Origin of the sequence: Bovifimicola ammoniilytica (genome assembly GCF_025567085.1) — a bacterium.
GTDB classification, from domain to species: Bacteria; Bacillota; Clostridia; order Lachnospirales; family Lachnospiraceae; genus Bovifimicola; species Bovifimicola ammoniilytica.
This window is the reverse complement of sequence record NZ_JAOQJN010000001.1, coordinates 264,650-283,820: the sequence shown is the minus strand read 5'-3', so window position 1 is coordinate 283,820 and position 19,171 is coordinate 264,650. Positions and strand designations below refer to the sequence as shown.

The window sequence follows — 19,171 nt, the reverse complement described above, 5'->3', positions numbered from 1 at the left end:
ATTATGATACCGCCTTTATACATTCAGATGTTTTCTGATTGTAATCATACTACCTGTAAGACCAATTCCCGCACCTACGATTAATGCCATTGGCAAAATAAATGAGAATATAGTTGCTGAACTGATAAATGATACCTGGCTTGTAAATGTCTGGAACTGTGACATAAGGTACACAATTACCTTCTGGTATATACCCATAAGAACAATTACAGGAAGTATAGCTCCGATTAAACCGATAATTATACCCTCAACTATAAATGGGGCTTTTACAAACATATCTGTTGCACCGATTAATTTCATAATTCTAATTTCTTCTTTTCTGACTGTAATACCAATCATAACTGTATTACTTATAAGGAAGATACCTACTGCTAACAGAATTATGATTATGGCTACTGATATGTATCCAACCATTTTCGCAAAATCTGTAAGTGTATTAGCAGTTACCGGAGAATCATTAACTTTTCTTACTCCGTCTAATGATTTAAGATAAGATACTAATGCATCCTGCATCGTTAAATCATTCAGGTATATCTCATAATTTGCTGAGCTTTTAAGTGGATTGTCATCTTTAAATCCCTCTGCAAGGTCTAAATCATCTTTAAAATATTGCTTACTAAAGTTGTCCCACGCTTCAGCTGCAGAAGTATATTTTATCCGGGATACTTCTACTCTCTTCTTTATCTTATCTCCTATGTCCTTTATCTGGTCTTCTGTCACATCATCATTAAAAAATACTGTAACACAGACTGAATCCTCAGCCTCTTTAACCATATATTGAAAATTGGCAATAATAGCATAAAATACACCCATAAGAAATATACAGGCTGCTATCGTACCAATCGATGCCAGTGAGAAAAGTTTATTTCTCTTTATATTCTTTATACCTTGTCCACAATTGTATGCAAATGTACTAACCTTCATAAATGTATTCACCTTTTTTCTCGTCGCTAAGTATTACGCCTTTATGCATTGTAATTACACGTTTATTCATTGCATCAACGATTTCTCTGTTATGTGTTACCACTAATACAGTCGTTCCTCGTTTATTAATCTCCTCTAAGAGTTTCATAATCTCCCATGAGTTTTTAGGATCTAAGTTACCTGTAGGCTCGTCTGCAAGCAATATAGGCGGATTATTCACTAATGCTCTGGCAAGTGCTACTCTTTGCTGTTCACCACCTGATAATTCCTTTGGAAATGAACGATATTTTTCAGATAATCCTACTAATGATAACATTGCAGGCACTCTTTTCTTAATAACTTTCTTAGGAGTTTCCACAACTCTCTGTGCAAATGCAATATTATCATATACATTTCTATCTTTAAGCAGTCTGAAGTCCTGGAATACAACACCTATTCCTCTTCTGTGTTCTGCTACTTTTCTCTTCTTTATATTATTCAAATATCTGCCATTGACATATATTTTCCCACTGGTTGGTTCTAACTCTTTAAGTAATAGTTTGATAAGAGTAGACTTACCCGAACCACTGTTACCAACAATAAAAACAAATTCTCCTTCATCAATCTTTAAACTTATATTTTTAATTGCAGGTGCACCTGTAGAATATGACTTACTAACATCTTCTAATACTATCATACAAGTTTCCTCAACTTTCTATATCTTTTAAAAAGTCCTGCACTCAGGCAAGACTTTTTATTTTGTTTTCCAATCTGTTTATCTATATTTTTCATAATGGCTATTTTCATAAATGAAACCACCAGCATCTGCTAACTATAACCATTTGCTAATTTCATCTGCCACGATATCTACTAATTCTACAATATTTTATTCTAATAGTCCATATTTTCCATATATTTCATATATTTAACAACCATTAACGCAATCTTAAATGTGATTGCATCATCAAATACTCTTAAGTCAAGATTAGTAGTCTTTTGCAACTTATCCAATCTATATACAAGAGTATTTCTGTGTATATATAACTGTCTTGAAGTCTCTGAAACGTTCAGGCTATTTTCAAAGAATTTATTAATTGTAGACAATGTCTCCTCGTCAAATTCATCAGGCGATTTACCATCGAAAATCTCTTTAATAAACATTTTACAAAGAGGCATTGGTAACTGATAAATAAGACGGCCGATTCCTAATCGGTTATATGCAATAACTTTCTTATCACTGTAGAAAATCTTACCAACATCTAATGCAAGTTTAGCCTCTTTAAATGACTTAGATACTTCCTTAATATCGTTAACTATTGTACCATATGCGATATTCACTTTAGCCATTGCTTCTGAATTAGACATATCTAACAATGTGTTGGCAATCTTATCCATATCTGCATATGTCTGACCTTCTGCCACTTCTTTAACAAGGATAATATTCTTCTCATCAACTGCTGTTATGAAATCTTTAGATTTACCAGAGAATAATCCTCTTATAGTTTCTAAAGCATTAGTATCTTTCTCATGCTTTGTCTCTATAATAAATACAATTCGTTTCACATCTGTTTCTATGTGAAGCTTCTTAGCTCTTGAATAAATATCAACCAAAAGCATATTATCAAGTAAGAGGTTCTTAATAAAGTTATCTTTATCATAACGCTCCTTGTACGCAACTAACAGACTCTGAATCTGAAATGCTGCCATCTTTCCCACCATATATACATCATCTGTACTGCCTTTAGCCAGTAAAATATATTCAAGCTGGTTATCTTCGCTCACTTTAAAAAACTGAAAGTCTGAGACAACCTGACTATCTGCCTGAGAATCCACAAAAGCTAATACTGCTGCTTCATTCTCTTCAGCACCATTAAATGTCGATGCCAATACTTTACCTTCTGTGTCCATTACACACATATCAATTCTTGTTATGTTTTTTAGTCCTTCTATTGTATTAAGAAGTATTTGATTTGATATCATTCGCTTCACTCCCATATTTTTTAATCGGATATAGTTATATTAAACTATTTTGACAAAAAAAAAAAGAGGAAATACATATTTTTTATGTATTTCCTCAAAAATTCACATATTATTCACTAATTGAATTATAAATTCAAACTAGTTAGCAATTACCTGCTGTGTATCTTTATCAAAGATATGTAATTTTGATGTATCAATTGCAATCTTGATTGTATCACCTGGTCTTGCTGTTGTACGAGGGTTAACTCTTGCTGTACAGTTGAACTGTTCAATATCAAAGTATAAGAATACTTCAGCACCAAGCATCTCGTATAATCTGATAGTAGCTTCGATTACGCTATCCTGTCTTGCATCGATAAATACTTCTTCATCATGGAAGTCTTCTGGTCTGACACCCATAACAACTGTCTTATCAATGTAGTCACCGTCGATAAGTGCTTTAGCTTTAGCTTCTGGAACTTTGATTGAATGAGCGCCGAATACTAATAATACGTCTGAACCAGACTGTGTAACCTGTGCATCGATGAAGTTCATCTGAGGTGAACCCATGAATCCTGCAACGAATAAGTTACATGGATTATCATATAAGTTCTTAGGTGTATCTACCTGCTGTGCAATACCATCTTTCATAACTACGATTCTTGTACCAAGTGTCATAGCCTCTGTCTGGTCATGTGTAACGTAGATAATTGTTGTCTCAAGTCTCTGATGTAATTTAGAAATCTCAATTCTCATCTGTACTCTTAACTTAGCATCAAGGTTTGATAAAGGCTCGTCCATAAGGAATACCTTAGGATTACGAACAATAGCACGTCCCATAGCTACACGCTGTCTCTGACCACCTGATAAAGCCTTTGGCTTACGATCAAGTAAGTGTTCAATATCAAGAATTCTTGCTGCTTCATGTACTAATTTGTCAATCTGATCCTTTGGAGTCTTTCTTAATTTAAGACCAAAAGCCATATTGTCATATACTGTCATATGTGGATATAAAGCATAGTTCTGGAAAACCATTGCGATATCTCTGTCTTTAGGTTCAACATCATTAACAAGTCTGTCGCCTATGTATAATTCTCCACCTGAAATCTCTTCAAGACCTGCGATCATACGAAGTGTTGTAGATTTACCACAACCAGATGGTCCTACGAAGATGATAAACTCTTTATCCTGAATCTCAAGATTGAAGTCTTTAACAGCGACAAAGCCATTAGGATATACTTTACTGATGTTCTTTAATGATAAACTAGCCATTTATAATTCCTCCTAATATTTGAATATTATTATTCTCATTTTCATTACCTACCTATTGTATAACATAATCTCAAAAAAAGCCATTGACTAAAATGCCGAAAAGCCTTTTTGTGTTTTGGTAAATTTGCATAATAGGCACTTCTGTCTTTTAGCATTTTTTACATTCAAAGACTTTTTTTTAAGATATTATTACTATTTTCATATATAATGTACAAATAGCATACAAATTATAATTCAAGCCGCGTCACCACGAATATATAATCAGCATAATACACAGAATTACCGCTGTAACGAATACGAAATCAACAATTTTTCCACCGTATTCTGATGTATTTGTCTCTATATATTCTCCCGGTTTATAGTTATTTATATCAGGCATCCCGTGTCTGTTTCCGGTAAATGATGCTATTATACAATCTATGTGATATTTTCTGTGACATCTCCTGGCAATAAGCATAAGTATAACCATACCTATTATAAATGCAATTACTGCACTAAATGCTGTTGAGCTGAGTAGTGATAATTTCTGGCTTAGCGGATAGTCCGCAAATGTTACTGCAGAATCTGCCGAACTGTTAAGACTGTCTGCTAATTCTCTGAATGAACTATCATTATTTGCCATTTTATTAACGTATTTCGTTAGTATATCATAAAGTTTCAGTAACACGATACTATTTGCATTTACGAGGAAATGCATTATCATACTTGAATGCATACTGCCTGTCGCTTCTCTTACAAGTGCAAATACAATTCCCATAAAGAATGCGTAGCAGAACTGATTTACGTTCATATGAAACAATCCGAATGCCAAGGCACTTGCAAGTATGGCTCTCTTTATCGTGCTATTTCTATAACCACTGTACAAAACTCCTCTGAATATTAATTCCTCCATAATTGCCGGTACAAATGCCGTTATAAATATATTAAACAGAAAGTTATTATTGCTCATTCCGTCTAACTGACCTGACACTTCATTTTTAGCAAACATCATAGTTAAAACATTTAAAAAGCTTACAACCGGAATCATACAATATGTTAATATAACAAGCAAAAATGTATTAAGTACACCTATCCTTCTTACCTTTAAGTCTTTCAATATTTTTCCCTTTGTTACAATGAGATACAGTACAAAAGGAATGAAAATCAATGACTGTCCGATTACAATATTTGAATAATTCTTAAAACACGAATCAGGAAGTACGGGAATTACAAATAAACAACCTGCAATATAGAATACAAGCATCCATAGAAAAAATAAATTGGTCTTTCTGGCTCTAGTCATATATTCTCCTTATTTTCGATATATTTATCAATTTAATACTACAAAGTCAGAAACTCCACCTGATCCCAGTTAGAATTTCTGACTTATTCTTATCTTATATCATATATTTATTATTTTACTGCAATTGCCTCTATCTCTATTAATACATCTTTTGGAAGTCTTGCAACTTCTACACATGAACGTGCAGGACAGTCTTTTTCAAAATATTTTGCATAAACAGCATTTACCTTAGCAAAATCGTCCATTTCCTTAATAAATACTGTTGTCTTTATTACGTTGTCTGCTGATGTTCCTGCTTCTTTTAATAATGCACAAAGGTTACCGATTGCCTGGTCAGCCTGTGCATCTATTCCTTCAGGAATCTCTCCTGTTGCTGGATTAACAGGTATAACGCCTGATGTATAAACCATTCCATTAACTTCAATTGCCTGTGAATAAGGTCCGATTGCTGCTGGAGCTTTGTCTGTACTGATTATTTTCTTCATATAAATTACCATGCAGATTCTTCATCTGTTATGACCGCTAAATAGTCCGATGTCTGCAATATCCTTTCTCAAATATATTTAGCTTTTATTATTTTATTTTAATACTTTTTTCTCCAATGTCAATAAGTCCCTCTTTATATAAATGACCTACTGCACGTTTAAATGAATTCTTGCTCATTCCAAAGTCTCTATTTATTATTTCTGGTGAAACCTTGTCATTGTACGGCAGCACTCCGTCATATTCACTGATTACTTTTAAAACTTTCTCTGCATCATCATACATCTGCATATAAGCTTTTTTATTAGGGCTTAAATTAAGTTTGCCATCTTCTCTGACTTCTGTTACCCTTGCTGAAACTGTCTGTCCTACTTCAATCTTTCCATGCATTTCCTGTTTAGAAATTAATCCATAAAATTCATTATCAACCGCTACAAATGCACCAATTTCACTGTTTATCTCATATATTGTTCCTGTAACCATATCATCTTTCTGATATTTTCCTGTTGTTTTTAAATATCTGTAAACTTTCATAGTCGCTGCTAATCTGTTGCTCTTATCAATATAAAGTGCTACAAGGTATGAATTGCCGGGTTTAACCCTCTCTGTCTGTTCCTTGAATGGAAGAAATAAATCTTTCTCAAGTCCCCAGTCTAAGAATGCACCAATTTTACCTACTTCATTAACTTTAAGAACTGCCATATTTCCTAAATTAATAAGTGGCTGTCTTGTAGTGGCAATTAAACGGTCTGATGAATCTCTGTATATAAATACGTCAAGTGTATCACCCGGTCTTAGATTCTCTGGTACTTGTTTCTTAGGCAATAACACTTTTTCTCTTTCATTTTCACCCAGATAAATACCAAAATCTGTTTTATTCAAATATTTTAATGTCTGTCTTTCTCCTAATCTAAGCATATGGCTTCCTCTTCTTTTCTTATATTATTATTTCTATCATTCTATAATGTTCTGCTTTTATTTAACTTTATCACAACTTTATGCTCATTTACAATATATAATCTGCTTAATTCTTATATAACTTTGTACTTAATTTTCATTAAATTCTGTTATCGCATATACTTCATTTTCTTCATTCCGAAGCTCTATTACATATCTGCCATTCTCATAAGCTACAAAAGGAATTACTTTATTTCCTAATTTAGCTGATTTCTTATATTCAACCCTGAACGATTTTATCTTACTCTTATCCTCGATATATTCTTCTGCGATTTTAACATACCACGCATTATTCATATGTCTGTTAATATCCAAATGATAATTGTATACAATATGCTCATCTTTTCTTTCATATTCAGATGTCTTTGCAATCTTCTTTTTCGAATAATTCATATCGAGCGGCTCTTCTAATTCGTATTTCTCTGTATCTGAATCTTCCACTTTAGTAAGCATACCCGTACCGATATTCAATAACACCCACATACTGTCAGCTTCTATTATGTAATCTTTTGGCGAATCAGCCATAGCTATCGTATAATTTCGTTTGCCGCATGCCCTGTTAAATGAATATGGCCACGTAGCAACTTCTATATTATCTCCATTTTTTATCTCGCCTTTTACTTCCACCTGCCACGAACTGAGTATCCACGCTTTATTAGTCTCTTCCTGATGTTCAACGCCCACTCCAAGCATCTCTGATTGAAGATTTGAACAATCCTGAAGATAATCTATTATTTTTCCAAATGATAATTTACAGTCAGCATCTACTTCGCTAAATCGTACCCTGCTTTTAAAATCTGTTCTCATTATTTTACCTCTTTTCAATGCATTAACAATGTGCGGAGTGCTTTTTAATTTTAGCAGAAAATAATTGAATTTTTCCTGTTAAATTAAAAAAACTTCACTACAATGTAGTGAAGTAGCTGGCCCACAAGGATTCGAACCTTGAAAATGCTGGAGTCAGAGTCCAGTGCCTTACCATTTGGCGATGGGCCAATGTCTCGCGACAAATGGTATTATACACGATACTCAAATATAATGCAAGCACTTTTTAATTTTTTTTCATATTTTATCATATTCGATTATTCCGCATTAAATTCTATCTGATTTTCTTAACAAAACCATCATCTGTAGCAGGATTACTTATAAATGTCTGATATTCCATAATTATCTTATCACGCTGCATATCCGATATAGCTTTTTTAACATCAAGAGTTTCAAGATTGCTTTCACTGCCAATTAATGACTTATCCTTATTCATATCTTTAGTGACTGCCAATTCAATCACCCTGTCTGATGTCAAAAGTTTATTATCATTAGTGCTATATTTCTGATTTTCTTCATCAGATTTATTTAATACAGTATCTGAAGATGTATTATTCGAAATCTCATTTGTACTATTACTATTCTTCTTTATAACAAGTCCGTCGCTATCCTGGCGTACATTCTGATTCATATTCAATGAATTATTATAGCCTTGCAAATATCCGTAATTCATATTTATTGCTGAACTCATTTTAAACACCTCTTGCCTGTACCAGATTTTTTTTAAATATACACTATTCAATATATTTCAATCTTTACTAATTTATACATTTATATGTATTACTTACTAAATAAAATATAATGAAATTAAATTTATACATTAATATGCTTTCACTAAATTCTCAAACTGTAACCAAATACTTCTATTCTATATATATTCTAATTATCGGAACAAATATGTCTTTTCTTAACCCTGATTTTTATAGTTTATTTTCACACTATATATTAATTATTCTGTCACACATTTTATCTATTACGTGTATATCATGTGAAATGAATAACATTGACAATCCAAATTCTTTTTGAAGTGAAAGTAATAATTCAAGTATTTGTGCCTGAATCGTAACATCAAGAGCCGATACAGGTTCATCAGCAATTATGAAGTCTGCTCCACCGATAAGTGCAAGTGCAATACTTACTCTCTGTCTCTGACCTCCACTTAATTCCGCCGGTTTACGTCTGGCAAGCTCTTTACCCAGCCCAACTTTGACAAGCATTTCTTCTACCGTTTCTTTACGTTTATCGCGTTCCATATGTTCTCTTACCTTTAATGGTTCTTCTAATATCCAGCCTATTGTCTTAGATGGATTAAGTGAACTAAACGGATCCTGAAATACCATCTGGCTATACGTTGCCTTATTAATCACTTCACCTGTATATTGTTTATGAATCCCTAATAAAGTCTTAGAAATTGTAGTTTTACCAAGTCCACTTCTTCCCACAAGCCCTAAAATTTCTCCTTTATGAATCTGGAAATTCAAATTATTTATTACATAGTGTTTCTTAGAACCCTCTTTATAATAAATGCTTAAATCTTTAACTTCTACAATAGTCTCTCTGCTCTTCTCTTCCGGTTCTTTTTTGCCTCTTGGAATTGATGCAATAAGTTTCTTCGTATATTCTTCTTTCGGTTGTGTAAGAACCTGCTTTGTTTCGCCTTCTTCTACTTTTTTGCCACCATTCATTACAATTATTCTATCCGCCATATCTGCCACTACATTCAAATCATGTGTAATCATAAGAATTGATATGTTATTCTCTTTACTTATTTTTTTTAATAAATCTAATATCTGTTCCTGGGTCTGTACATCTAATGCAGTAGTTGGTTCATCGGCAATTAATATCTTTGGATTACAGACGGTTGCCATTGCTATCATTACACGCTGTCTCATACCACCTGACAGCTCATGAGGATATTTTCTATAGATTTTCTCAGGTTCAGGCAAATCTACTTTCTCAAACATTTCAATAACCTTATCCTTCATTTCCTTTTTAGAAGGTCTTTTGTCAAATGCATCAATATGAAGCTTAATCATCTCTTCAACCTGTTTTCCCACACGCATAACAGGATTTAGCGAAGTCATTGGCTCCTGGAAAATCATTGCTATATCGTCACCCATATAGCTTCTTCTTTCTTTTTTAGTAAGCTCTAACAGATTGGTTCCATCTAAGTCAATCACCCCGCCTACCACAGCATTTTTCTTAAGAAGTCCGATTATGCTTAATGCTGTCATAGATTTTCCCGAACCAGATTCACCTACTAACGCCAGAATTTCACCTTTATTCAGTTCAAAAGAAAAATTATCCACGATTATGCCATTTCCTATATCATCATTAAATGACACTGTAAGATTTTCAACCTTTAACATACATTTCCTCATTTCTATGCACTATAATCTGCTTCAACTTACTTCAGTTCACTAACACCTTCGCTTATCAATACAAACGATAATATCAATAATATTATCATTAATCCTGGAAAGATTGATGCCCATGGTGCTGAGAATATATAGCCTTTTGCCTCTGAAAGCATACGACCCAGGCTGGCATTCGGTGGCTGCACACCTATTCCTAAGAAGCTCATGCTAGATTCTGCCAAAACAGCATTATTAAAACCGATTGCCACTGATGTTATTATTGTAGGAATTGCATTTGGAAGCATATGAACAAACATAACCCTCAAATCTGACGCTTTCATAAGTCTTGCACTTTTAACATAATCCATATGCTTTAATTTGATAAATTCACTTCTTACAATTCTGGCAAAACTCGGAATAAATATTATTCCAAGTGAAATAATTATCTTATATTTGCCACTTCCTAAGATACTTACAAATATCAACGCAAGCAATATACTAGGAAATGAAGCCAGTGCATCATTTAATCTCATAAGAACCTCATCGATAATTCCACCATAATAGCCTGTAAATGCACCGATAATTATTCCAAAGAATAGTCCTATAGCCACAGTTGCAATAGCTACTATAAATGTAACTTTCATACCCTCTACCGTTCGCACATAGATGTCTCTTCCATAGTTATCCGTTCCCATAATGTGCTTGGCTGATGGTGCACTAAACTTCATATTGCCGTCCATTGCATTAGATGAATATGGCTGATAAAAAAAATTAACAATTATCATCAACAATAAAATAATCATTATAAAAAGTCCTAATTTCAGACTGAAATTCTTCTTAACTTTCATCCTATCTCCATTCCGCAGGCATTGCTCTAATTCTTTACTCTTGGATCAATAATATGATACAAAATATCTACGATACAATTAGTAATAATTACCACAAATGCAATATATACTACGATTGCCTGAACCACCGGATAATCTCTTGTTGATACCGAACTTACAAGAATTGCCGATAATCCCGGCAGGTTAAATACCTGTTCTACCACGATACTTCCTGCCATTATTTCTGCAATAATCATACCTAAAAGAGTAATAGCGGGCATCAGACCATTCCTAAGAACATGGCAGAATAATACTCTGTTTTCACCTGCTCCCTTACTGTAAGCTGTTCTTACATAGTCTGAGTCCATTTCTCTTATCAGAGAATTTTTAAGAAATTTTACCATCATTGCTATCTTAGGTATTGCTACCGCAAAAGCAGCCGGAATTAAATACATAATAAATCCATTAAAATCATCCCGGTAACTTACATATTTACCCGGTGTAAACCATTTAAGTACAAGTCCGAAAATTATAGTTATCATAATTCCTAAGAAAAATGATGGCACTGCCATTACGGACTGGTTAACAATATCAAATATTTTTGACACTTTTCTATGTCCAAATCTTGCCATAAACACACCTAATGGTATAGAAATAATTACTATTACAATAAGTGTAATAACTGCAAGATACATTGTAACAGGAATCTTATCAGAGATTAATCTCGAAACAGGCATCTTATATTTGTAAGAAATTCCAAAATCACCTTTAACAAAATCTGTAAGCCAGTTGACATATCTGACTATAACTGGTTTATTTATACCTAATTCTTCTCTGAGACTCTCGGCACGTTCCTCACTATATTCTGTTCCAAGCATTGATGTTACAGGATCACCCGGTACAATTTGAAATAAAAGAAAGGCAATAAATGAAACTAATAATAATGTACCAACTAACGTTAATGCCTTTTTTACTATATATTTCATATATTGCCTCCTTCTGATTCTTTGCAATTTAATTCATTTATCTAAATTAGTTTTACTTAAAATTTAATACTGACATATCCTGTACAAATACAGGATAGAATGTAAATCCTTGAAGTTTATTGTTTAATGCAACTAATGTTGGTGGATCCATAATGTAAATTGCTGCTGCATCATCAGCTAAAATCTCCTGTAACTGATGATAATATCCAACCTTTTCGTCCTCATTTGTTGTTGACATAGCTTTTGCAAGTACTTCATCATATTCAGTGTTAGTATAGTTACAGAAATTCTTGCTATAATCAGACTTATATCTGAGCATCATATCTGATGGTGCAAGTTTAGCATCAATACCGATAACTGTTGCTTCAAAATTTCTGTTTGTATATACATCTTCTAACCATGTTGTCCAGTCGATAAGTTCGATTTTCGCTTCTATTCCAACTTTCTTTAACTGTTCAACAATAACTTCACCTGTACTTACATGGAACTGATAGTTTGATGGAATCTTTATTGTAAATGAGAAACCATTTTCGTATCCTGCTTCTTTTAATAAAGCTTTTGCTTTCTCGATATCAGTTGTATATTTACCTGATAAATCTTCATAGTATTTACCAAAACCACTATATAAAGCACTTCCAAGAGCTGTACCTTTTCCACCTGCTACAATCGACATAATCTCTTCTCTGTCAATTGCATAATACATAGCCTGTCTTACTAATTTATTAGAGAATATTTCATTAGAATTATTCAAATATAATGCCTGAGTAAGATTTGAATTACCATCTACGATATCCATTGTTCCTGATAATTCTGTTGCCTGGCTGTCTGTAAGATATGGATATACATCTATTGAGCCTGCTTTTAAATCAAGGATTACTGAGTCTGTGTTCTGAACAATTCTGAATTCTACGTTATCAATAGTTGGAACACCTGACTGCCAGTAGTCTGCAAATTTCTCTAATTTAATGTTCTCCTGTGGAGTATATGACACAAACTTATATGGGCCTGTACCAATTGGTGCTGTTGCCTGTGAGTCATAATCCTTAGGAATTATTGCAACTGTCATATAACCTATAAATTCTGTATCTGCCTCTGATAACACTACGTCAATTGTAGAATCATCTACAATATTTACGCTGTCAATCTTAGCAAATGCACTTACTAATACATCTCCACCTGTTTTACCTGCGTTACGTTCTATAGAATATTTAACGTCCTCAGCAGTAACTGTTTCACCATTGTGGAATTTCACATTTTCTCTAAGCGTAAATGTATATACCTTTCCATCGTCAGAAACTTTGTAATCACTTGCTACTGCCGGAACTAAATCACCATTTTTATCAGGCTTGACTAAGCCCTCAAATACGTTGTATAAAACTTCTCTAGTTCCTGCCGTCTCTGCTAAATGTGGGTCAAGACTATCCAAATCATTCTGTATTCCTACAACTATTGAATTATCACCCTGAGAGGTTTTTCCACTTCCTTTGCTACCGCCAAAACATGCTGTAAGTGCAGTGCAAGTCGCAATCGTTAATAAGACTGCTAAAATCTTTTTCTTCATTCTGTCCTCTTTCCGGTATATCCACACATGAGAAATACTCATGCACGTGAATATTTCCTAATGTTTTAGTCTCTTCTAACATTTTTCTTAAATATGTACTTATCACATTGCCAGTATATCAGCTATATGTGTTCCATATCTCCTAATCCTGAAAAGACTTCTACATTGTATACTTAGTAATAATAAAAATCAAGAGAATTTTTCTTGTTTATTAAATTATACAATTTAAAGAAATCAAATTTTATAGTTGACAAATGTATATTTTCCATTATAATTATACATAGAAACGAGGACGTTCATATGATACGTCCTCGTTTTTTACTTTCCCTCACATTATACATATAAAAAGGAAGCTTGAACTCCGCACAGTCAAGCTTCTTTTTTATATTACAATATCTTCCTGTAATACTCAAATACTTTTTCAGATGATTCTATAATTTCTACCAATTTAAAACCTAATTTCTTAGCCAGATTTATCGAAGCTATATTTTTGCCATCAATAAATGCAACCATATCGTTCACCATAATTTCTTCCCTTGCAAACTTACAGACAGCCTTGCAAGCCTCAAATGCATACCCTTGATGCCAGTATGGTTTACCGATTATATAGCCGATTTCTAACTTATTTTCTCCATCAACTTCTCTGTTGCTGATACCTGCCCTGCCGATAATCTTACCATTGTCTTTAAGGCATACAACCCATATCCCGTATCCATAGAAATGATACATATTGTCAATGTATGCCCTGGTATATTCCTCTTCTTCATCTCGGTTCTCGTATAATGGTTCTATATAATCTGTCATTCCATCATATGAATATATCTCATATAATGCATCTAAATCTTCTAAACTTATTTCTCTTAGGTATAATCTTTCTGTTTCTAATACTCTTCAAGGTTCACCTACTGTATGTGCATATACCATTTCGAAAAAACTACTGTCTACATCTTCAAAACTCTGAAGAATGTAATCTGCATATTCACTGTTCTGTTCTCCCATACTCGTATTTTCATACATTACACATACCATATCAGCATTTTTAGCAGCCTTCATTCCATTTACAGAATCCTCCACAACTACACATTCCTCCGGTGATACACCAAGTCTATTCGCTGCTTCAAGAAATGTATCTGGTGCAGGTTTTGGATGACTGACAGTAAGTCCGCTTACTATTGCATCAAATTTATCTGCAACACCAAGTTTATTAATCGAATAATTAATTCTTTCCATTCCCGATGATGATGCAATCGCAAGTTTTAATCCTGCCTTAGAAAGCCTCTTTATCATATCAGAAGCACCTTTCATAACCGGATAGCCTTCTGTTCCGTTTATATCTTTAATAAATTCATCTGACATTTTCATCAATTCGTCATTTGACAGTGTTATGTTATAATCGTGCTTCAAAACCTTCCACATATTATCTGTCGTACTTCCAACAAATTGCATATAATACTGTTTATCAAATGGAAGTCCAAGTTTCTCCATTAATCTTCTATGTGCTTCTAAATGAACTGGTTCGCTGTCTATAAGCACTCCGTCCATATCAAATATTACTGCTTTTAGCATTTCTCAGGTTCCTCGTATTCAACACCGAATGTTTCAACTGTTACTTTTTTCATTACTACATCTTCAAATGGTCTGTCCATATAATCTGTTGCTGTTTCAGCTATAGCATTTACAACGTCCATTCCCTCTGTAACTTTACCAAATGCCGCATAATCTCCATCAAGATGTGGTGATGTCTGATGCATTATAAAGAACTGTGAACCTGCTGAGTTAGGAGACATTGCGCGTGCCATCGAAAGTACACCAGGCTCATGCTTTAATTCATTCACGAAGCCATTTCTCGCAAATTCACCTTTGATTGAATATCCAGGACCACCCATTCCTGTTCCCTCAGGGCAACCTCCCTGTATCATAAAGCCTCTTATTACTCTATGAAATATTAATCCATCATAAAAACCTTTATTAATAAGGCTTACGAAATTCTTAACTGTATTAGGTGCAATTTCAGGATATAATTCTGCTTTTATTATATCTCCGTTTGCCATTTCAAATGTTACTACCGGGTTCTTGTTTTCCATTTTTTTCTCCATTCCATTCTGATTTACAGAATTATATTATTTAATATCTCTTTTTATAACAGGCTTTGTGTGGCTTATACTAAATAAACCATCACAAAGCAGATAAACTTATTTTAAAGACTTCTTCCGCCTCCACCGAAACTGTGTCCGCCACTTCCGCTGCTATGTGAACCTCCATGCGATCCACCACCTCCACCACTGCTTTCCGAAGATATTCTTGTCTTCGTAGTAGTAGTATTGATATATCTGTCGCTACATACGTGCATTCTAAATTCATTTTTATCCATATAAGTATTTCCTGTTACTGTCATTCTCGCTTTATTAGAATATGACATAAATGCTACTGCAACACCTGCAACTATAAGTGCTATTATAAGACATGGTATCGGATTTCTTAGAATATAAAAAGGACCATGTTCAACATTCACATATTTTTTATCAAATTCTTCATATGTTCCATCGAACTTCTCCCAGTCATCCATGTAATCATAACCATAATCATCATAATTATCAAGCATTGTATCAGAAACTGAATCTAAAAACACATCACATACTTTATAGAAATCTGTAAGGTTCAAGTCTGAATCAATATATGCATATACATCATCAAGGATATTTTCAATATCATCATCTTCAATGAGTAATATGCCCAAACCCTCTGTTACTATATATGTCTCTTTATTATCTAAATCAACAAGAAATAATACCGCAGATTTATCAAATCTGTCATCATCTTCATATCCTAGATTATTATTAAGTACACTTTTCTGGGCATATTCTTTACTACTTAATCCTTTGGCATTAGTTGTAGTAGCTAAACCTATGTCTACTTTGCATTTATCTGATAATTTCTTACATTTCTCTACAAGTTTGACTTCTTCACCGTCAGGAATCAGTTCAGCAGCATCATCCACATATATCTTCTCTGTACTTTTAGCTACTTCATTACTATTTTCTTCACCTGTCGTATCATTGCCATTATCATCAACAACTTCATCATTATCTGCTAATACTGTATATCTGTTAACACTTAAAGTTATCATCATTATTGCTAATACAATAACTGCTAGCAGGCTTCTTATTCTTGTCATATTATATTTCAAATTATTCTGTATATTTTCCATTATCCTAAGAACCTCCCCATTAGCATTAGTGTTGTAAAGACAGTAACGACTATTCCTCCGAACCAGCTCCATTTTTTCTTCTTAGATATAGGTCTGTCGGCAACAATTTTACCTGTCTGTCCGTTAAGCGCAAACATAAAATTTTTACCCTCATAGGTGTAATTAAGTATCCACACAGGTAATAATGCATATTTTGCCTGTAGACACTTAAGACGCGGTTGTTCACCAATTACATTTACGGTCGCATAACCTTTAATTGTGCTTCTAGTAAGATTATGTATATATTCACGCACACGTTTCTCTATACGCGGTGTCATCTGTTCACTTGTATAATTATATTTCTCAGCATAATATCCTGACAAATATGGCATCTCAAATTTTTCCATATTACTATATGTAAAAGGTTCTAATTTATCCATTATATCATCTGGCATCTTCTCTGACGCATCTGCTGGAATTTTATAGTAATCTGTTTCAACTTCCCTATCCACAACAAAATGGTCTGTATGAGTATAGTAATAATCACCCTTTGTCTCATGTCTTACTTTAGTACAATTAGCTGTCATTCTCAAATCTGCATTGTAGTCATATAACCAGAATGGCACATATATTCCGGTAATCTTCTCTATCATTGCCTTACTTTTAAGCTGTGTTGGGGTAAGTATTCCTTTTTTAGCCCACATAGAATATATATGCTCGGCTTTCTCCTTATCTATCTTAAATGGTATAACATACGATGGTAATAACTCACCGGTTAGTCTGTCTTCCATCAATGTCGGTCTGCCGCAGAAAGTACAGAATGTCGCTGCTGTATTCTCATCTGTCAATATCTCAGCACCACACCCCTGACATCTGTATACCTTGAACTCTCCACTTCTTTCTCCACTATCAGCTGCATTTCCCATATTTGATTCTGCAGTATCACTGTTAAAATCATCTTTATGTACTGACTCGTACAATTTCTGTACTTCTTCTACTGTTGCTTCATATCCACAGTGAACACATTCCATTTTCTGTTTTTCACTGTTAAATTCCATAACTGACCCACAATTAGGACATACGTATGAACTTGCTTCCATCTTTCTTATCAGTCCTTTCTTTCCTTATTGCAAATTTATCTGATTGATTTAGTTTCTAATATATTTCTTATACGGAAACATTATACCAAATCTTTGTTATACGGTCAATTAAGCCCCCTTGTTCACATTTTATTCATATTTTGTTAGTTTTAGTTTAATATAATACACATTGTTTATTAATTATTATCCTTTATAGTATTTATTATAGAAAAAAGATTTTCTTTTTATATTTTTTTCATATTACTCCCTTTTTGTTTTATATAGAAAAAGTGCTTCGGCACTTTTTTTCGTTATTATAGAAGTTTTATAAATAACAAATTAATTTGTTCAGACAAGAATAAAGAATGTCGCAAGCGACATTCTCCGCCTGCGGCGGGTTGCGATAGCAACATTTTCTACTCCGCCGCAGTGTGATCCTCGCGGAGCGTTTTTGCTTACCAGGACAATTTCAACGAAATTTCCTGGTAAGCAAAAACCACATTACCGGAATCCATATTATTCCGGTAATGCGGCTTCTAAAATCACTATATCCGTCTAATTATTTATATAATTAGATATTTTTAATAGCATATATAATTATAATGATTTCTTTTTAACAATCTGCAATTCATATCCTAAAGCATCAAGTATTCTACTAAATGCTCTTATTGTCGGAATACTTTCTTTACGCTCAATTCTTGATATCACCTGCTGTTTATTTCCTGTTAATGCCGCTAATTCTTTTTGAGTCATTTTTTCTTTTTTTCGTAATGATATCATTTCTCCTATTAATTTATATTCAGCACGGGATTCATCCCAATTCTTTTTGAATTCAGGATTACTTTCTCTCTTAAGTTCAATTTTCTTTTCTACACTAGTTTGAATAAATGGCATACTCGTCACTCCTCATATAAATTTCTTTCTCAATATCTCGCCTAATTCTTTCGCACGTTTTCGAACAATATTCGCATCCTTCTTCTCAGTTTTGTTCTTCTGTTTCTTACAGGCATGAAGCAAATATATATTTTCTTTATCTGTCATAATATAGAATATGCGATTATGCTTTTGAAAATACACTTCATAAATTTTCTTTTCCCATGGTTTAAAGAAAATTTTATCAAATTCTCCCTTCTCCATATGCTGTAACACCGTATAACCGTCAACTTGCTCTTCTATTGATAACGAATCAATATACTCATATATTAAATTTCTTCCTGAAGCAGAACAATATGGTCTTATTATCATTTATAAACCTCCCATTCTTTTGTCTGAAATAATAATACAACATATAAGTTGTACTGTCAACCACTGCTACAAAATTATATACGAAATAAAGAATGTCGCCTGCGACATTCTCCGCCTGCGGCGGGTTGCGATAGCAACATTTTCTACTCCGCCGCAGTGTGATCCTCGCGGAGCGTTTTTGCTTACCAGGACAATTTCAACGAAATTTCCTGGTAAGCAAAAGCCACATTACCAGAATCTATATTATT

Annotated in this window: 19 protein-coding genes, 1 tRNA gene and 1 pseudogene; all 21 read right to left on the bottom strand. The window is 33.5% G+C overall.

Annotated features, from left to right (window positions below; all coding sequences use genetic code 11):
• Positions 1-15 precede the first annotated feature (15 nt).
• The 21 genes and pseudogenes from ftsX to OCV48_RS01195 all read right to left on the bottom strand — a co-directional run bounded on the left by ftsX (position 16) and on the right by OCV48_RS01195 (position 18,923).
• Positions 16-924: a permease-like cell division protein FtsX gene (ftsX, locus tag OCV48_RS01295; RefSeq protein ID WP_147590905.1), complete on the bottom strand. Its 909-nt coding sequence runs from the start codon at positions 922-924 to the stop codon at positions 16-18.
• Positions 914-1,600: a cell division ATP-binding protein FtsE gene (gene ftsE, locus OCV48_RS01290; RefSeq protein ID WP_021981986.1), complete on the bottom strand. Its 687-nt coding sequence runs from the start codon at positions 1,598-1,600 to the stop codon at positions 914-916. Before ftsE ends, ftsX begins: the two co-directional genes overlap by 11 nt.
• 194 nt (positions 1,601-1,794) lie before the next feature.
• Positions 1,795-2,883, bottom strand: a complete 1,089-nt coding sequence (locus tag OCV48_RS01285) for a PucR family transcriptional regulator (protein ID WP_147590904.1) — start codon at positions 2,881-2,883, stop codon at positions 1,795-1,797.
• Positions 2,884-3,021: 138 nt separating this feature from the next.
• A complete protein-coding gene (locus tag OCV48_RS01280; protein WP_021981988.1) occupies positions 3,022-4,134 on the bottom strand; it encodes an ABC transporter ATP-binding protein in 1,113 nt (370 codons plus the stop codon).
• A 244-nt stretch (positions 4,135-4,378) separates the two neighbouring features.
• Positions 4,379-5,416 (bottom strand): type II CAAX endopeptidase family protein, encoded by a 1,038-nt coding sequence (locus OCV48_RS01275; RefSeq protein ID WP_021981989.1) that lies wholly within the window; start codon positions 5,414-5,416, stop codon positions 4,379-4,381.
• A gap of 110 nt (positions 5,417-5,526) precedes the next feature.
• Positions 5,527-5,901, bottom strand: coding sequence for a RidA family protein (locus OCV48_RS01270; protein ID WP_021981990.1), 375 nt, complete (start codon positions 5,899-5,901; stop codon positions 5,527-5,529).
• An 88-nt stretch (positions 5,902-5,989) separates the two neighbouring features.
• Positions 5,990-6,817, bottom strand: coding sequence for a CvfB family protein (locus tag OCV48_RS01265; protein WP_147590903.1), 828 nt, complete (start codon positions 6,815-6,817; stop codon positions 5,990-5,992).
• A 129-nt stretch (positions 6,818-6,946) separates the two neighbouring features.
• Positions 6,947-7,663, bottom strand: a complete 717-nt coding sequence (locus OCV48_RS01260; protein ID WP_021981992.1) for an acyl-[acyl-carrier-protein] thioesterase — start codon at positions 7,661-7,663, stop codon at positions 6,947-6,949.
• Positions 7,664-7,779: 116 nt separating this feature from the next.
• Positions 7,780-7,852: transfer RNA gene (locus OCV48_RS01255), tRNA-Gln, on the bottom strand.
• 103 nt (positions 7,853-7,955) lie between these two features.
• Positions 7,956-8,372, bottom strand: coding sequence for a hypothetical protein (locus OCV48_RS01250; RefSeq protein ID WP_021981993.1), 417 nt, complete (start codon positions 8,370-8,372; stop codon positions 7,956-7,958).
• 247 nt (positions 8,373-8,619) lie between these two features.
• On the bottom strand, positions 8,620-10,050 hold the full coding sequence (locus OCV48_RS01245; protein WP_021981994.1) for an ATP-binding cassette domain-containing protein: 1,431 nt from the start codon (positions 10,048-10,050) through the stop codon (positions 8,620-8,622).
• 38 nt (positions 10,051-10,088) lie between these two features.
• Positions 10,089-10,886 carry an ABC transporter permease gene (locus OCV48_RS01240; protein ID WP_021981995.1) on the bottom strand — a complete coding sequence of 266 codons (798 nt, stop codon included), beginning with the start codon at positions 10,884-10,886 and terminating at the stop codon, positions 10,089-10,091.
• Positions 10,887-10,912: 26 nt separating this feature from the next.
• Positions 10,913-11,851, bottom strand: coding sequence for an ABC transporter permease (locus tag OCV48_RS01235; protein ID WP_021981996.1), 939 nt, complete (start codon positions 11,849-11,851; stop codon positions 10,913-10,915).
• A 52-nt stretch (positions 11,852-11,903) separates the two neighbouring features.
• Positions 11,904-13,412 (bottom strand): ABC transporter substrate-binding protein, encoded by a 1,509-nt coding sequence (locus OCV48_RS01230; RefSeq protein ID WP_147590901.1) that lies wholly within the window; start codon positions 13,410-13,412, stop codon positions 11,904-11,906.
• A 387-nt stretch (positions 13,413-13,799) separates the two neighbouring features.
• Positions 13,800-14,273, bottom strand: a pseudogene (locus OCV48_RS01225) (GNAT family N-acetyltransferase); the annotation flags it as partial.
• Between the two features lie 30 nt (positions 14,274-14,303).
• Positions 14,304-14,978, bottom strand: coding sequence for an HAD family hydrolase (locus OCV48_RS01220; protein WP_147590899.1), 675 nt, complete (start codon positions 14,976-14,978; stop codon positions 14,304-14,306).
• Positions 14,972-15,496, bottom strand: a complete 525-nt coding sequence (locus tag OCV48_RS01215) for a peptidylprolyl isomerase (RefSeq protein ID WP_021982000.1) — start codon at positions 15,494-15,496, stop codon at positions 14,972-14,974. The genes OCV48_RS01220 and OCV48_RS01215 overlap by 7 nt, the downstream gene beginning before the upstream one ends.
• 113 nt (positions 15,497-15,609) lie before the next feature.
• Entirely contained in the window at positions 15,610-16,620 is a 1,011-nt protein-coding gene (locus OCV48_RS01210; protein ID WP_262558554.1) for a TPM domain-containing protein, read from the bottom strand.
• The gene (locus OCV48_RS01205) at positions 16,620-17,657 is read right to left on the bottom strand and encodes a hypothetical protein (RefSeq protein WP_262558553.1); all 1,038 of its coding nucleotides are present in this window, start codon (positions 17,655-17,657) and stop codon (positions 16,620-16,622) included. The genes OCV48_RS01210 and OCV48_RS01205 overlap by 1 nt, the downstream gene beginning before the upstream one ends.
• 618 nt (positions 17,658-18,275) lie before the next feature.
• Positions 18,276-18,572: a helix-turn-helix domain-containing protein gene (locus tag OCV48_RS01200; RefSeq protein WP_021982177.1), complete on the bottom strand. Its 297-nt coding sequence runs from the start codon at positions 18,570-18,572 to the stop codon at positions 18,276-18,278.
• Positions 18,573-18,584: 12 nt separating this feature from the next.
• The gene (locus OCV48_RS01195; protein WP_021982176.1) at positions 18,585-18,923 is read right to left on the bottom strand and encodes a type II toxin-antitoxin system RelE/ParE family toxin; all 339 of its coding nucleotides are present in this window, start codon (positions 18,921-18,923) and stop codon (positions 18,585-18,587) included.
• Positions 18,924-19,171 lie beyond the last annotated feature (248 nt).

Bases quoted from the DNA above. Each gene is read 5' to 3' on its own strand.
- OCV48_RS01265 (WP_147590903.1), bottom strand. From the start codon at position 6,817: ATGCTTAGATTAGGAGAAAGACAGACATTAAAATATTTGAATAAAACA.
- OCV48_RS01245 (WP_021981994.1), bottom strand. From the start codon at position 10,050: ATGTTAAAGGTTGAAAATCTTACAGTGTCATTTAATGATGATATAGGA.
- OCV48_RS01215 (WP_021982000.1), bottom strand. From the start codon at position 15,496: ATGGAAAACAAGAACCCGGTAGTAACATTTGAAATGGCAAACGGAGAT.
- OCV48_RS01195 (WP_021982176.1), bottom strand. From the start codon at position 18,923: ATGATAATAAGACCATATTGTTCTGCTTCAGGAAGAAATTTAATATAT.
- OCV48_RS01275 (WP_021981989.1), bottom strand. From the start codon at position 5,416: ATGACTAGAGCCAGAAAGACCAATTTATTTTTTCTATGGATGCTTGTA.
- ftsX (WP_147590905.1), bottom strand. From the start codon at position 924: ATGAAGGTTAGTACATTTGCATACAATTGTGGACAAGGTATAAAGAAT.
- OCV48_RS01270 (WP_021981990.1), bottom strand. From the start codon at position 5,901: ATGAAGAAAATAATCAGTACAGACAAAGCTCCAGCAGCAATCGGACCT.
- OCV48_RS01200 (WP_021982177.1), bottom strand. From the start codon at position 18,572: ATGCCATTTATTCAAACTAGTGTAGAAAAGAAAATTGAACTTAAGAGA.
- OCV48_RS01220 (WP_147590899.1), bottom strand. From the start codon at position 14,978: ATGCTAAAAGCAGTAATATTTGATATGGACGGAGTGCTTATAGACAGC.
- OCV48_RS01280 (WP_021981988.1), bottom strand. From the start codon at position 4,134: ATGGCTAGTTTATCATTAAAGAACATCAGTAAAGTATATCCTAATGGC.
- OCV48_RS01230 (WP_147590901.1), bottom strand. From the start codon at position 13,412: ATGAAGAAAAAGATTTTAGCAGTCTTATTAACGATTGCGACTTGCACT.
- OCV48_RS01285 (WP_147590904.1), bottom strand. From the start codon at position 2,883: ATGATATCAAATCAAATACTTCTTAATACAATAGAAGGACTAAAAAAC.
- OCV48_RS01260 (WP_021981992.1), bottom strand. From the start codon at position 7,663: ATGAGAACAGATTTTAAAAGCAGGGTACGATTTAGCGAAGTAGATGCT.
- OCV48_RS01235 (WP_021981996.1), bottom strand. From the start codon at position 11,851: ATGAAATATATAGTAAAAAAGGCATTAACGTTAGTTGGTACATTATTA.
- OCV48_RS01250 (WP_021981993.1), bottom strand. From the start codon at position 8,372: ATGAGTTCAGCAATAAATATGAATTACGGATATTTGCAAGGCTATAAT.
- OCV48_RS01240 (WP_021981995.1), bottom strand. From the start codon at position 10,886: ATGAAAGTTAAGAAGAATTTCAGTCTGAAATTAGGACTTTTTATAATG.
- OCV48_RS01210 (WP_262558554.1), bottom strand. From the start codon at position 16,620: ATGGAAAATATACAGAATAATTTGAAATATAATATGACAAGAATAAGA.
- ftsE (WP_021981986.1), bottom strand. From the start codon at position 1,600: ATGATAGTATTAGAAGATGTTAGTAAGTCATATTCTACAGGTGCACCT.
- OCV48_RS01205 (WP_262558553.1), bottom strand. From the start codon at position 17,657: ATGGAATTTAACAGTGAAAAACAGAAAATGGAATGTGTTCACTGTGGA.